11 protein-coding genes are annotated in these 13,119 nt (G+C 25.2%); 6 read left to right on the top strand and 5 right to left on the bottom strand.

The features are described 5' to 3' along the window. Positions 1-124 precede the first annotated feature (124 nt). The 3 genes from A966_RS10710 to moaC are packed head-to-tail and all read left to right on the top strand — an operon-like array spanning position 125 to position 2,592. Positions 125-1,336 (top strand): molybdopterin molybdotransferase MoeA, encoded by a 1,212-nt coding sequence (locus A966_RS10710; RefSeq protein ID WP_008725441.1) that lies wholly within the window; start codon positions 125-127, stop codon positions 1,334-1,336. Beyond that, positions 1,320-2,117, top strand: coding sequence for a GTP 3',8-cyclase MoaA (locus A966_RS10705; RefSeq protein ID WP_008725440.1), 798 nt, complete (start codon positions 1,320-1,322; stop codon positions 2,115-2,117). The genes A966_RS10710 and A966_RS10705 overlap by 17 nt, the downstream gene beginning before the upstream one ends. A 25-nt stretch (positions 2,118-2,142) precedes the next feature. After that, on the top strand, positions 2,143-2,592 hold the full coding sequence (gene moaC / locus A966_RS10700; protein ID WP_008725439.1) for a cyclic pyranopterin monophosphate synthase MoaC: 450 nt from the start codon (positions 2,143-2,145) through the stop codon (positions 2,590-2,592). Between the two features lie 73 nt (positions 2,593-2,665). On the opposite strand, the gene A966_RS10695 is transcribed toward moaC, so the two are convergent. The 4 genes from A966_RS10695 to A966_RS10680 all read right to left on the bottom strand — a co-directional run bounded on the left by A966_RS10695 (position 2,666) and on the right by A966_RS10680 (position 7,869). Continuing rightward, positions 2,666-3,340, bottom strand: coding sequence for a hypothetical protein (locus A966_RS10695; protein WP_008725438.1), 675 nt, complete (start codon positions 3,338-3,340; stop codon positions 2,666-2,668). Positions 3,341-3,507: 167 nt separating this feature from the next. Beyond that, positions 3,508-5,340, bottom strand: coding sequence for a methyl-accepting chemotaxis protein (locus A966_RS10690; protein ID WP_008725436.1), 1,833 nt, complete (start codon positions 5,338-5,340; stop codon positions 3,508-3,510). Positions 5,341-5,455: 115 nt separating this feature from the next. Next, on the bottom strand, positions 5,456-6,355 hold the full coding sequence (locus tag A966_RS10685; RefSeq protein WP_008725435.1) for a patatin-like phospholipase family protein: 900 nt from the start codon (positions 6,353-6,355) through the stop codon (positions 5,456-5,458). Positions 6,356-6,375: 20 nt separating this feature from the next. After that, positions 6,376-7,869, bottom strand: coding sequence for a hypothetical protein (locus tag A966_RS10680; protein WP_008725434.1), 1,494 nt, complete (start codon positions 7,867-7,869; stop codon positions 6,376-6,378). A 557-nt stretch (positions 7,870-8,426) separates the two neighbouring features. Between A966_RS10680 and A966_RS10675 the strand changes: the two genes are divergently transcribed. Then, positions 8,427-9,371 carry a hypothetical protein gene (locus A966_RS10675; RefSeq protein ID WP_008725433.1) on the top strand — a complete coding sequence of 315 codons (945 nt, stop codon included), beginning with the start codon at positions 8,427-8,429 and terminating at the stop codon, positions 9,369-9,371. On the opposite strand, the gene A966_RS10670 is transcribed toward A966_RS10675, so the two are convergent. Then, the gene (locus tag A966_RS10670; RefSeq protein WP_008725432.1) at positions 9,368-9,988 is read right to left on the bottom strand and encodes an HAD family hydrolase; all 621 of its coding nucleotides are present in this window, start codon (positions 9,986-9,988) and stop codon (positions 9,368-9,370) included. The two genes, A966_RS10675 and A966_RS10670, sit on opposite strands and share 4 nt — an antisense overlap. A 141-nt stretch (positions 9,989-10,129) precedes the next feature. Here A966_RS10670 and A966_RS10665 point away from each other — a divergent pair, with 141 nt between their 5' ends. Next, positions 10,130-11,716 (top strand): AAA family ATPase, encoded by a 1,587-nt coding sequence (locus A966_RS10665; RefSeq protein ID WP_008725431.1) that lies wholly within the window; start codon positions 10,130-10,132, stop codon positions 11,714-11,716. Continuing rightward, the gene (locus tag A966_RS10660) at positions 11,703-13,100 is read left to right on the top strand and encodes a VWA domain-containing protein (RefSeq protein ID WP_008725417.1); all 1,398 of its coding nucleotides are present in this window, start codon (positions 11,703-11,705) and stop codon (positions 13,098-13,100) included. Before A966_RS10665 ends, A966_RS10660 begins: the two co-directional genes overlap by 14 nt. Positions 13,101-13,119: the final 19 nt, after the last annotated feature.

The following is a 13,119-nucleotide window of genomic DNA, read 5'->3' as shown; positions in this document are numbered from 1 at the left end:
TAATAATTGCAGAAATTTACTCTTATAAGAGAGTTAATGCAATTAAAAAACTTTAATAAAAAAACTATAATTTTTATAACTATAACTTTATGAAATTATATATATTGCAATAATAGGAGTTTATATGGCTAGAACTTTTTTACATCCTAATGAGGCTTTGGAATTAGTATTAACAAATTCTGAAGATTATGGCAATGAAAAAATATCAGTGCTTGATTCTTATAACAGAGTTTTAGCTGATGATGTTTATGCTTTGAATGATGATCCTCCTTTCAATAAATCTTCTATGGACGGATATGCTTATAAAAAAGAAGATGAAAATAAAAATAGTTATGTTTTAATAGAAGATAAAATTATATATGCTGGACTTTGCAATAAAATTGAAGTTAAAAGCGGAGAATGTGTTAAAATAATGACAGGTGCTATGCTTCCTGAAAATTGCGATGCTGTTCAGAGAGTGGAGTGGGTAGAGGAGGTAAAAGAAAATTCTAAAACAGTTATTAATTTCACTAAAAAAGAAATAACTAATAATGTAATAAAAAAAGGTAATAATAAAAAATCTGGAGATAAAGTATTGGATAAGAAAATACTTTTGCCTAAAGATGTTGCTATACTTGCAGGATTTGGTTATTCTAATATAGAAGTGAAAAATAAAATAAATACTGCTGTAATATCCACAGGTAATGAAATAGCAAATATAGGCGAAAGTTTAAAAGAAGGTCAGATATATGATGCTAATGCTCCGATGCTTGCGGCTATAACTTCTTCTTTATCATGTAATACTAAATTTTATGGTAAAGTTAATGATGATGAAAAAGAAATAAGAGAAATACTTTCAAAGGCATTAGATGAGAATGATATTGTTCTTATAAGCGGCGGAGTATCTATGGGAGATTTTGATTATGTACATAAAGAGTTATTGGATCTTGGAGTTAATCAAATATTTCATGGTATTGCTATGAAACCAGGAAAACCTTTATTTTTTGGTAAATTAGGTAAAAAGGCGGTGTTTGCTTTGCCGGGTAATACGGTTTCTGCTTTTATGACTTTTGAAATAATGGTTAAGCCTTATATATTTAGCTGCTTAGGAATAAATTATGACACTAATTATATAAAGGCTTTAATCACTGAAGACTTTAAAAGAAAAGATGCTGAAAGGCTTGAATATGTACCTGTACGATTGTTTTTTGATGATACAAAATTATTAGTGAAGCTTATAAAATATAATAATTCTTCTATGATATCATCATTTTCTGAGGCTAATGGCATATTAAAAATAGATATTGGAATTTCAGATATTGTAAAAGGAAGTATGGTTGATGTTAGATTCCTTTAATAGAGAGATAAATTATATAAGAGTTTCTGTTACTGACAGATGTAATTTGAGATGCGTATACTGTATGCCTGAAGAAGGTATTATAAAAAAAGCACATAATCAAATTTTGAGTTATGAGCAAATATATGATGTGGTTAAAGAGGCTTCTGAACTAGGAATTAAAAAAGTTAGAATAACAGGAGGCGAGCCTTTAGTACGAAAAAATATTGATGAGCTTGTAGCTATGATTAGAAGTATAGAAAAAGTTGATATAATAGCTATGACAACTAATGCAGTTTTACTTGAAGGCATTGCAGAGAAATTAAAAAATGTAGGTCTTGATTCCATTAATATATCTCTTGATACTTTAGACAGTGAAAGATATAAATATATTACAAGAGGCGGAAGTTTATACGATGCTATGAAAGGAATAAAAATAGCTTCTGAATTGGGTTTTCAATTAAAGATTAATGTTGTTGTTTATGATGAAAAAAGCATAGAAGAATTACCTTTATTAAAAAAATATGCTGAAAATATAAATGCTAAACTTCAAACTATTCAGTATTATGATATTAACAGTCAGAAAATAGATTCTGCAGATTATGACAGACCTGCAAAATGCAAATACTGCAATAGAATAAGATTACTATCTGACGGATATTTATTAAGCTGTTTGCATAGTAATATAAAATTCAAAGTTGATTTTAATGATATAAGAAGTTCTATAATAAAATGTATTGAAGGAAAGCCTGAAAATGGTGCTTATAGTGATGCTGAATCATTAAGTATGATAGGCGGTTAATTAAATAAAAATTGAGGTTATAAAAATGAGTGATAAATTAACGCATATAGATGAAAGTGGCAATGCTAATATGGTTGATGTAGGTGATAAAGATATTGTAAAAAGAACTGCGGAAGCATCAGGAAAAATATATTTATCAAAAGATACTCTTAAATTGATAGAAGAAAATAATATAAAGAAAGGAGATGTTATATCAGCTGCTAGAATTGCAGGCATTATGGGAGCTAAACACACTTCTGAGCTTATACCTTTATGTCATAATATTAATATAGAAAAAGTATCTTTAGACTTTACTTTAGAAGATGACGGAATAGTTATAAAATCTTATTGCAGATGCAGTTATAAAACAGGTATAGAGATGGAAGCATTAACTGCGGTTAGTATTGCGGCTCTTACTATATGGGATATGTGCAAGGCTGTTGATAAAAATATGAGAATATCTGATATTACTTTATTATCAAAGACTAAAAATTAAAACCTTAAAATAAAAAAGCATTGATTAAATTTATATATCTAATCAATGCTTATTGCTATTTTTTATATTAATATTAATTAGTTGGTTTTAATCTAAAGCTGAATTGAGCTCCTATACTGAAGCTGTCCGTTCCTATATTATTTTTAGCTTTAGGTCCGAAATCATATCCTAGATATATACCTATTCCAGCATCCATTTTACCTGATTCCCCATCAAAATTTGGTGTGTAAAAATCAAAAGTTAATTTTACATAAGGGATAACAAACATTTGATTATAAGTATTATGTATATATGAGAAATTTACATCCTTATAATGATAATTTCTTTCTGAAGATGAGTATTCATTATATCTCATTATGTATCCAGAAAATGGTATTTTAACTCCTCCTCCTAAACCTATAGCGAACTTTCCAATGTTAAATTTAGGAAGCAAACCTAACTGCAAACTATGAAATGAATAATAAAATAATTCTTCATTTGGTCTATTAGGATAATAATTGACAAATTGATTAAAAGCATATCCTACTTCTCCTAATATGCTAAAGCCTAGTCCGTTTTCTAAATATAATCCGTATCCAAGCTGAGCCGTAATTCCTGTATCAGCACCTCCGCTAACATCACGTTTTTCTCCAGTATTTCCAATAGGTATTCCTAAAGAAATTAATACCGGAATATTGAATGACACTTCAAAACCTCCAGCTGCAAATGCTGAAGCACTCATTAATAACATTAAAAATAATTTTTTCATGTAATAATCTCCTACTTTTATTGATAATTTATTTTAATATAATAGAATAATATTTTATATTTTTCAATATGAATAATATTTTTTTATAAAAAAAATTGAATTATTTAATTAATTATTCCTTAATAGTTATATATAAATAGCAAAATTATTATATATAACTATTAATTTTAATTAAAATGAAAATAAGAAACTTGTTCTACTATGTTATTGGATTTATCAAGCATATCTTTGCTTGCATTTGCTCCGTCATTTGCTATTTTAGAAGTATCCTGAGTTATTTTATTGATTTCTATAACAGCGGTATTAATTTGAGAGAGACTGTTTTCTTCTTCTATAATAGCACTTGATATTTCTGTTAATAGTGTTAGAACATCATTAACAGATGATTCTATTTGGTTAAGTATGTATGATGAAGCCTGTACAGATGCGCTTCCATTATTTATTTTTTCAACAGTTTCATTAGCTATTGCTGTTATATCCTTAGCAGCATTTCCAACATTAATTGCAAGGTTTCTAACTTCGCTTGCAACAACGGCAAATCCCTTTCCCTGATCTCCAGCTCTAGCAGCTTCAACAGAGGCATTCAAAGCCAATATATTAGTTTGGAAAGCTATAGATTCTATTATTTTTGTAATGTCCGAAATCTTTTTACTAGCCTCAGATATCAAAGCCATATTTTCTGATGTGGCATTTATAGCATTAACTCCGTTTCTTGTGGCATTTGATACTTTTTCACTCATGTTTTTGGCATTTCCAGCATTTTCAGCAGTGTCTTTCAATGATGAAAATACAAATTCTATTGACCTTGTTAACTCTTCTAAAGAGCTTGCCTGTGATACAGATCTGTCAGATAAGTCTATATTTCCGTTTGTTATAATATTAACAGAGCTATTAATTCCATTTATATTATCTTTCATGCTATAAATAATATCACCTAGTTTATTTTGCATATCATTAAGCGATCTTATCACATCGCCTGTTTGATCTTTTTTATTTAATTCTTTTTCATCAAAATGCGTATTAAAATTACCTTTGGACATAGATTTTATTGTTGAAATGGTATTATCTAAAGTATTTGATATAGGTTTTGCTATGACTATGACTAATACTGCCTCTATGGCTGATAATAATATAAATACAGATATTATAAGTATAAGCAATTTTAATAATGATAAATTTAATTCTTTATTTTCTATACTAAGAATTATATTCCAATTAGTGTTTTTTATTTTTGAAGATATATATGATAATTTTTTATCTATCCATGCATAATTATTATTGTTCATAATATCATTTTTATGAGATGATATTTCTTTATTATTAAATATATTTTCTTTTAATATAGAATTTTGATTTTCATTATATATGTACAATCCTTCTTTGTTAATAATATTTATATTATAGCTGTATTTTTTGGCTTCCTCTAATGCAGAAGATATAATTTTAGAAAAATCAACATCTATTCCTACTACACCAGAAAGCTGTCCATTCACATATATAGTTTTTGAAAAAGTTACTATGATAGATTTAGTAATAATATCTATATAAGGTTCTGATATGACTATTTCTTTTGAAGTTATGGCATTTTTATACCATTCTCTTGATGTTTGATCATAGTCGCTTGGTAATGATCCAAGTGTATTTAATACTGTTCCTCCGTCTTTGTAGGGTATTGTATCAGCATAAAATATATTTACTAAATTAGGTTCATTTTTGATGATATTGTTGAATACATTTAATAAGTTATCACTGTTTGTTTCTTTTTCTAAATAAGAACAAAATATATTTATTTTTCCGTATAAGTAAGAAATATTATTTTCTATTTCAGATGAAATATTAGATGCATTATATTGATTTGAACTGATAAATCTCATTTTATACTGAGGAAAATATAAAATATATATGGCTGTACAAATTATAAATAAGGCAGCCATATATGGTATTAAAAATTTAAATATTAAACTATTATTTCCAATACTTTTTTTATTATTATCCAACATGTATACAACCTCTCTATAATTAAATTAAAAATGAATAAAATAATTTTTAAAACTATACTAGTATACTTTAATATACAAAAATAGTAAATAGCATATGATAAATATCATTTAATTATTAATTGTCATCATTTAATTTTAAACTATCTATTGCTTTGTTTAATTTATTTTTGATTTTCTTTCTTTCTTCTTCATTTTCATTTTCGTACATATAAAGCATGTTATTATTTTCTAAATTATCTAATTGTATTTTTCCCATTTTAAATATTTCTCTAAGCATATTTTTTGCATCATTATAGCCTTCCTGAATACGAATTTTAGCTCCTTCCAGCGAGAAATCCATAGCACCGTTAAAGAAGTTGCCTATATCATGGCTCGGTACTATTTCATAGACTTTACAGTCATTGAATTTTTCTCTAGTGCTTTCTTTATATAAATTAATAGCTATTATTTCATCGCATTTTTCTTCATAATATAATGGTTTTAATGGAAGATTATTTCCTTTTAATATCTCAACTCCGCCGTCTACATAATCAACTCCTTCTATAGTCTGCCTTCCGAATATAACAGGTATTGCACTTGTAGCCATCATTATTTCTTTTATTTCTTTTGATGATTTATTATTTAATTTAAAATATTCAGCATCAATGTTTTTTAAATTTACCGCTGTAGCATATATTGGATATTCATAATTTATGATGATATCAATATTTAAATATTTTTCTATTATCTCGATTAAGCCTTTTCTGCTGAATATACCATTTGAAGATATATAATTGTTTTCTCTATCCATTTTCTTTTTTGAAAGTATTTTATCTTCTATTTCATTAGTCCAAATATATTCTGCTATATCATAATTATTTTGTGCTATTAAACATGCATTGAGAACACCTACAGAAGTACCGGATATTGCTTTAATCATTTTATCAACTTCATATTCTCTTAAAGCTTTCCATACTCCTATTTGATAGCTTCCAAGTCCGCCGCCACCGCCTAAAACTAAACCTAATTTTTTCATAGAATCTCCAAATATGAGAATTAAATTTTATTTAAATACACTCCCCAAAAGTCATTTATAAACTCTAAATAATCTCTCTTATTCTTATCTGTAATTTTTTCAAGCTTCTTATTAGTTTTCTCTTCATATTCCATTATTTTTTTGTATTGAAATTGAAGCTTCTCTTTGTATTTAAATATTTCCTTATTTGATGAGTATGAGTCAAAATATTTATTTAAATATTTTAATGTGTTTTCATAGTCTTTTTTAATTAAATATATTTTAGCTATTTCTTTATAGCATAAAGGCGATTCAAAATTTTTTACCTCTTTAATTAGAAGCTGGTATAAACTTTCTATTTTTATATGATGTGCTTCTTTATTCTTTTTATCTTTTGATAATATTAAATCGCATTGAATCATTGCCTTTTTATATTTTTTTTGTTCAAAATATTTATTAGCTGATTCTATAGATTTTTTTTCATCTGAATATTTTATTGGAGTATTAAAATTTTTGGATATCATTTTAAGCTCATTTATAATTAGCACAATAATATCATAATTTGTAATTTCAGAATTATAATCAAAATTAGATATGTTTATTCCATATTCATTTACTAAGTCAATTTTTATATCTTTTATATTTATGTTAGGATTAATTTTTATTATAGTATTTATTATGTAGTTTTCTTCTTTATCCAATTTTTCTATCTTTTTTATTCCGCTTAATATAGGTGTAATATATTCATAAGTATTTATATTGTTTTGTGTGTTCAAAAAAAGTTTGTTTATAAAATTAGGTTTTTCTATTAATTTATAGTATATATCATTTACTTTTATTTTTTGATTCATATCAATATTAAAATCAAATAATATAGATTTTATCATGTAAATATTTTCTTTTGGTATATTATTGTCTGCATTATTTACATTTGATATTTTTGTAAATAGATCATTGCTTAAACATATAATCTTTTCTATATTATCCATATCAATATATTTTATATTATCAAATTCAAGAATATTGGATGCCGCTTTAAACTCTAATAATTGAACTTTTTTTTCTAATGAATCTATTCTGTTTGACTCTTTATTAATTTTATTAAGTATTACATTAAATGATTCTCTTACATTATTGCATATTGCGATTAATTCTTCTTCAATATTTTTTTCTATATTGTTTAATTTATTATTTAAATATATAAGCCCTTCATAGGTAATTTTATTTTGATTAGCTAAATATTCTATCATTTTTAATGAGGCATTTTTTACTACGGCATAATTATAATCTATTTCTCCTCTTATTTTTCTGTTTTGTCCTGTCATAGAGTTAATTATATTCTGTAAAAAACCTTGCTTGGCTAGATACTCAGTTCTGGATTTTCCTGCACTTAAAGATGATACAGCTTCTATAATAAGTTCTGTTAATTTAGTTGAATTATTTTCATAATCCTTTATATTGTTAAGTATATATTCTTGTATTATAGTTTTATCTTTTTCATCAATTTCATTTTCATAAGGTATAGTAAAATCCATGATATCTCCAACTATATAATATCATTATATATTATACAATTTATTTTGTTTTAGTACAATTATTAAAAAATTATTAACTTTAATATTTATTAGTAATATAATATCTTGTTATTAGTTTTATGCCTTTAATTTGATTTTTATATATAATTTTTACTATCAAATCAAGCATTGGAATGAAAAATATAATTGGGTTATTATCTTATATGTTTTTTATGCAATAAAATAAATTCATTTATATATTCTTGACAAAAAATATATATAATATATAATAGTTTAAATATGAAAACTCAGAACTCAGTAATATACTATAAAATATATTCTATTTTTTATAGTATAAATCATCTATTGTCATTGCAAGATTTTCTTTTAATAAAGATTTTATTAGATAATCAATTTCTGCTTTCAATTAATTATTTGATTATAAAAAATAAATTAATATTTTTTTCGGTTTACTTTGAAAATAAAAAAACAATAACTCTTTTAAGCCAATATATAATTTGATAAATATTCCTTTAATACAAATATTTTTTAATAACTACAAAATTAAAGGAGTTTTTATGTACTTAACACCCGTAGGCTTAGTAGTTTATAATAGAATAGAACATACAAAAAGAGTTATTGAAGCTTTAAAGAAAAATAATTTAGCTTCAGATACTGATTTATATATATTTTCAGATGCACCTAGCAAAAAAGAAGATGAAGCATCTGTTTATGAGCTTAGAGAATATTTAAAAACTATCAAAGATGGTTTTAAAAATGTTTATATATATGAAGCTCAAAAAAATTTAGGTATAAAATATTCTACTGTTAATGCTGTAAACACAATATTTGAGCATCATGAATATTTTATAGGTTTGGAAGATGATATTGAAACAAATAAACATTTTCTTGAGTTTATGAATAATGCTTTGAATTATTATAAAGATGATGAAGATGTTATGGCTATAACAGCGTTCTCACATAAACATGCTACTAAAAATCATAAACATGATGTTATATTTACATACGCTTTCCATAGCTGGGGTTGGGGTACTTGGAAGAGTAAATGGAATAATATAAATTGGGATACATGCGATACTTCTTGGTATAATAAAAGTATTAAGCATAGAATATTAGGAGGCGTTTTCTCTTGGTTTCATTTACTTGCTATAAAAAAGTCTGTTAAGGATAATTTTTATATTCAAAATAATTTATGGGATATTTATTATTCATTTACAATGTATAAAAGAAAAAAATTATGTGTTTGGCCTTCAAAAAAATCTTTTACAAATAATTTTGGTTTTGATGGTACAGGATATCATAAATTCAATTTTCATCATGGATACTTTGAAAAAAATTTAGATGATGATAATATGAATATAGAGTTTTCATCTGATAAAAAAATGAATTTTTTTGAGTATCTAATCATATCAATAAAGATCGGTATATTTAGCTGGGCTAATGGCTTTATAAGTATGTTTTTAAGTAAATTTTTTAAAAAAGATAAAAATACCATAATTTAAATCTTTGCCCACTTTTCTACTTTTATAACCCAAGCATTAGTTTGATTGGCAGCCTCAAGTCCTACTTCGCTGTCTTCAAATATAATGCTTTCTTTTTCTTTTACATTAAAATGCTCCATACATTTATAAAATATTTCAGGATGCGGTTTCTTCTTTTCTACATCATTACCTGTTAAAATTAAATCAAATAATTTTTCAAGTTTGAATTCCTTTAATATGCCGTAAACTCCATTAGGAGAGGCTGTAGTTGCTAATGCTGTATGTTTTTTATTTTCTTTTTTATTATAGTTATCAATTAAAGTCTCTAATATAAAAGGGTGAATTTGTATGAGATTAAGATTGGCTAAATATATTTTTTCTTTTAAATTATGAATGGATTCTATTAATTCATTATTTTTATTTTCATCTTTCGTAATTTTATTATTTAATTCTAAAATATTCTTTGTAAATATTTTGTAATGAAGTCCGAAGCATTTATTATAATAGTAATCTTTATCTAATTCTATATTAAATTCTTTGAATGCATTGTAGTAGGAATAATAATTTAAATATGCACTATCTATAAGAGTACCGTCCATATCAAATATTAGTAATTTTATATTATCATTGTTTAACATTTCTAAACCCTTTTTTCATAAATATTTTTTATTATAACATATAAAATAAGTAATTCCAATTTATATTAAAAATGATATAATATTTTTACAAATTTACTTCTTAAAGTAAAGATAATGTAATTTTAAGAGAAATATATATTTATGAAAAATATAAAATCTAGGATAGAAAAAATTATTAAACTTATTTCAGATGGGCTTTATGAAAGGGAAGAAATAGTATCTTTAACCTTACTTAGTGCTATAGCAGGAAAGCCTATATTTCTATACGGTCCTCCGGGTACAGCTAAAAGTTTTATAGCGAAGAGGATTTCATCTGCATTTAAAGATGCTAAATACTTTGGATATTTGATGCAGCGATTTAGCACACCTGAAGATATATTCGGACCTATTAGTTTGGAAGAATTAAAAAATGACAGATATGTGAGAAAAATAGAAGGTTATTTACCAGACAGTGATTTTGCATTTTTAGATGAAATATGGAAAAGCACTCCAGCTATACTTAATACACTTTTGACTATAATAAATGAAAGAGTTTTTAAAAACGGAAATGAAGAAATAAAAGTACCATTAAAGGCTTTAATTTCAGCAAGCAATGAAACTCCTCCTGAAGGTCAGGGTCTTGAGGCTTTATATGACAGGTTCATTGTTCGTTTAATGGTTAATAATATAAAAAGCAGGGATAATTTTGAGAAGATACTTGAAAATACTCAATTAGATTCCTATATAAATATAGATGATGAATTGAAAATATCAAATGATGAATGGGGGAATATAAGAAAAGAAGTAAATAATATAAAACTCTCAAAAGAGGTTATTGATATAATTCATAATATAAAACTTTCTATAGAAAAATTTAATGAGGATAATAGAGATATAGCAATATATGTTTCTGACAGAAGATGGCAGCATATTTCATATTTGCTTAAGACAGCTGCATATTTAAATGAGAAAAATGAAGTTGATATTTATGAAAGCATTTTAATTTATAATTGCTTATGGAGTTTGGAAGAGCATATTGAATCAGTAAAAAAAATAGCAGAGAATGCCATAAGTATATGTTATGATTTGAATAATCAGAATATTAATGAGTGGAGGGAAAGTTTTAAGAGTGTTCAGAAAAATATAGATGATGAGTTTTATAATTTAGAAAAGACTTATAATACTGAAAATATAGATGATAAGCCTCATATAGCAAAAACTTTGTCTATTAATATTGATGAATATGGAAATAAAGGTGAGACTATAATATATATACCAATAAAACAATTAGGTAAGAAAGGTTATTTTTATCCTTTAGATATCGGAAGAAATCAAACAAGAAAATTCAGATGCAATTTTAACGCTACAGATAAATGTACTATTGAAATAAATTCCGCCACCGCTTCAAATGGTTTTGTATCCGGTATGCTTTCTAAAAATTATGAGTTTCTTACCGAAGCTGAGCCTGATTTTTATATGAAAAAGGTCAGTCCTAAAAAACTTGAAAAAGAAAAAAAAGATTCCTATTTAAAATTAATAAATTCTTTAATATCAAGCATTGAAAATATTATAGTAAATTTTAAAAATGATTTTAATAAAAATAAATATTCAAATAAAAGCGTATTCATATCAGATGAGAAGTTCAATTTTTTTACAGAGATGTTTAATTCTTATATAGAAAATCTTGAGAGTGAAAAATTGGATGCACAAAGACTTAAAAGTGAAATAGAGCAGCATGAAACAATTTGACAATGATTCTTATAAAGATGAAATAAAAAAAACAGAGATAATGGCTAAGGGAGTATTTAATAGTGCTTTTAATAATCTTAGCAGAGATGAAAGATTGAGTGAAGAGTTAGAAATAAAAATTACTAAATGGAAAAAAGATTTAAATATATTTATAAATGACAATAATCCGTATCATGACAATAAAACAGAATTAGATATAGCATTAAAAAAATTGAAAAATACAAGCAGAGAAGATATATTTAATGATTTAAATAGTTTAGATGCTTTATCCATTGATACGAAGTTTTGGAGAGACAGATTATCAAATTCAGATGATTTAAATATATTAAAAAAGAATATAATTTCAGTATGGGAAAAAACTTATAATAAAAAAAATAATGATTGGCTTGTTTCTACTGTAAAAGAGCGAAGAGATAAATTTATTTCTGATATAGAATCTTGGATTAATTTGCTTAAAAAATTAAAATATATATCAAATATACTCAGAATAAAAACTGGAGTATTATGGGATTTTAGAGTAGGGGAGCTTGAGGAAGAGGATATATCTTTATTAAAGAGATGGGTTGATTTTATTAATGAACATAAAGATATAGAAATAATTTGCGACAGTATAGGAAGAAGGATTGATATAGAAAAATCTTTAAGAAATGTTGAGTTTAAAAATACTTACAGCAATACAAATAAAAAAATAAGTTCTAAAGAAGAGATAGTTGGAATATACTTTGCCAAAGATATAGAAAATGTTATACCAGAGGAGCTTTCTCTTTTATGTAATGAAGAGAGTGAAAAATTATTTAAATTAAAATATATAGAAAATAGGCTTATGTGCTTTGATAAGAGTGCTTATGTATTTAATGATGATATGGAGCATTTGGTTAGAGCCGGATATAAAGAAGGCAAAGGCGATATGATTATATGCATAGATACGAGCGGTTCTATGAAAGGTATAAATGAATATATTGCAAAAGCTGCCATGTTTAAAATTGTTATGCAGGCTTTATCAGAAAATAGAAATGCTTATCTTATTAATTTCAGCACTGAGATATATACATGCAAATTCACTAAAGAAAATGGAATTGAAGATTTAATAAAGTTTTTGAAGTTAAGCTATCATGGAGGTTCTGATATATACAAAGCACTTTATGAGGCAAATAGAATGATGAATACTTCTTCCTTTAGAAATGCTGATGTATTAGTTTTATCTGATTTTATAATGGAGGATATGCCTAATAATTTGGTAACTATGTGCAGCAGACAAAAAAATAACGGTAATAAATATTTTGCTGTATCTATAGGAAAATTCCCTTTTGGTTATTCATACAGAAAAGTGTTTAATAAGCATTGGATATTTGATATAGATGATGGCTTAAAGGAAATTTATTAATTTATAGTTTTATCTGCTC

This window comes from Brachyspira hampsonii 30446, from assembly GCF_000316195.1.
Classification (GTDB): Bacteria; Spirochaetota; Brachyspiria; order Brachyspirales; family Brachyspiraceae; genus Brachyspira; species Brachyspira hampsonii_C.
Note: the sequence above shows the minus strand (reverse complement) of the source record. Positions and strands in the feature narration are given on the sequence as shown.

Coding starts and splice junctions, on each gene's coding strand:
- A966_RS10705 (WP_008725440.1), top strand. CDS start 1,320: ATGTTAGATTCCTTTAATAGAGAGATAAATTATATAAGAGTTTCTGTT.
- A966_RS10710 (WP_008725441.1), top strand. CDS start 125: ATGGCTAGAACTTTTTTACATCCTAATGAGGCTTTGGAATTAGTATTA.
- A966_RS10660 (WP_008725417.1), top strand. CDS start 11,703: ATGAAACAATTTGACAATGATTCTTATAAAGATGAAATAAAAAAAACA.
- A966_RS10675 (WP_008725433.1), top strand. CDS start 8,427: ATGTACTTAACACCCGTAGGCTTAGTAGTTTATAATAGAATAGAACAT.
- A966_RS10695 (WP_008725438.1), bottom strand. CDS start 3,340: ATGAAAAAATTATTTTTAATGTTATTAATGAGTGCTTCAGCATTTGCA.
- moaC (WP_008725439.1), top strand. CDS start 2,143: ATGAGTGATAAATTAACGCATATAGATGAAAGTGGCAATGCTAATATG.
- A966_RS10685 (WP_008725435.1), bottom strand. CDS start 6,355: ATGAAAAAATTAGGTTTAGTTTTAGGCGGTGGCGGCGGACTTGGAAGC.
- A966_RS10665 (WP_008725431.1), top strand. CDS start 10,130: ATGAAAAATATAAAATCTAGGATAGAAAAAATTATTAAACTTATTTCA.
- A966_RS10690 (WP_008725436.1), bottom strand. CDS start 5,340: ATGTTGGATAATAATAAAAAAAGTATTGGAAATAATAGTTTAATATTT.
- A966_RS10670 (WP_008725432.1), bottom strand. CDS start 9,988: ATGTTAAACAATGATAATATAAAATTACTAATATTTGATATGGACGGT.
- A966_RS10680 (WP_008725434.1), bottom strand. CDS start 7,869: ATGGATTTTACTATACCTTATGAAAATGAAATTGATGAAAAAGATAAA.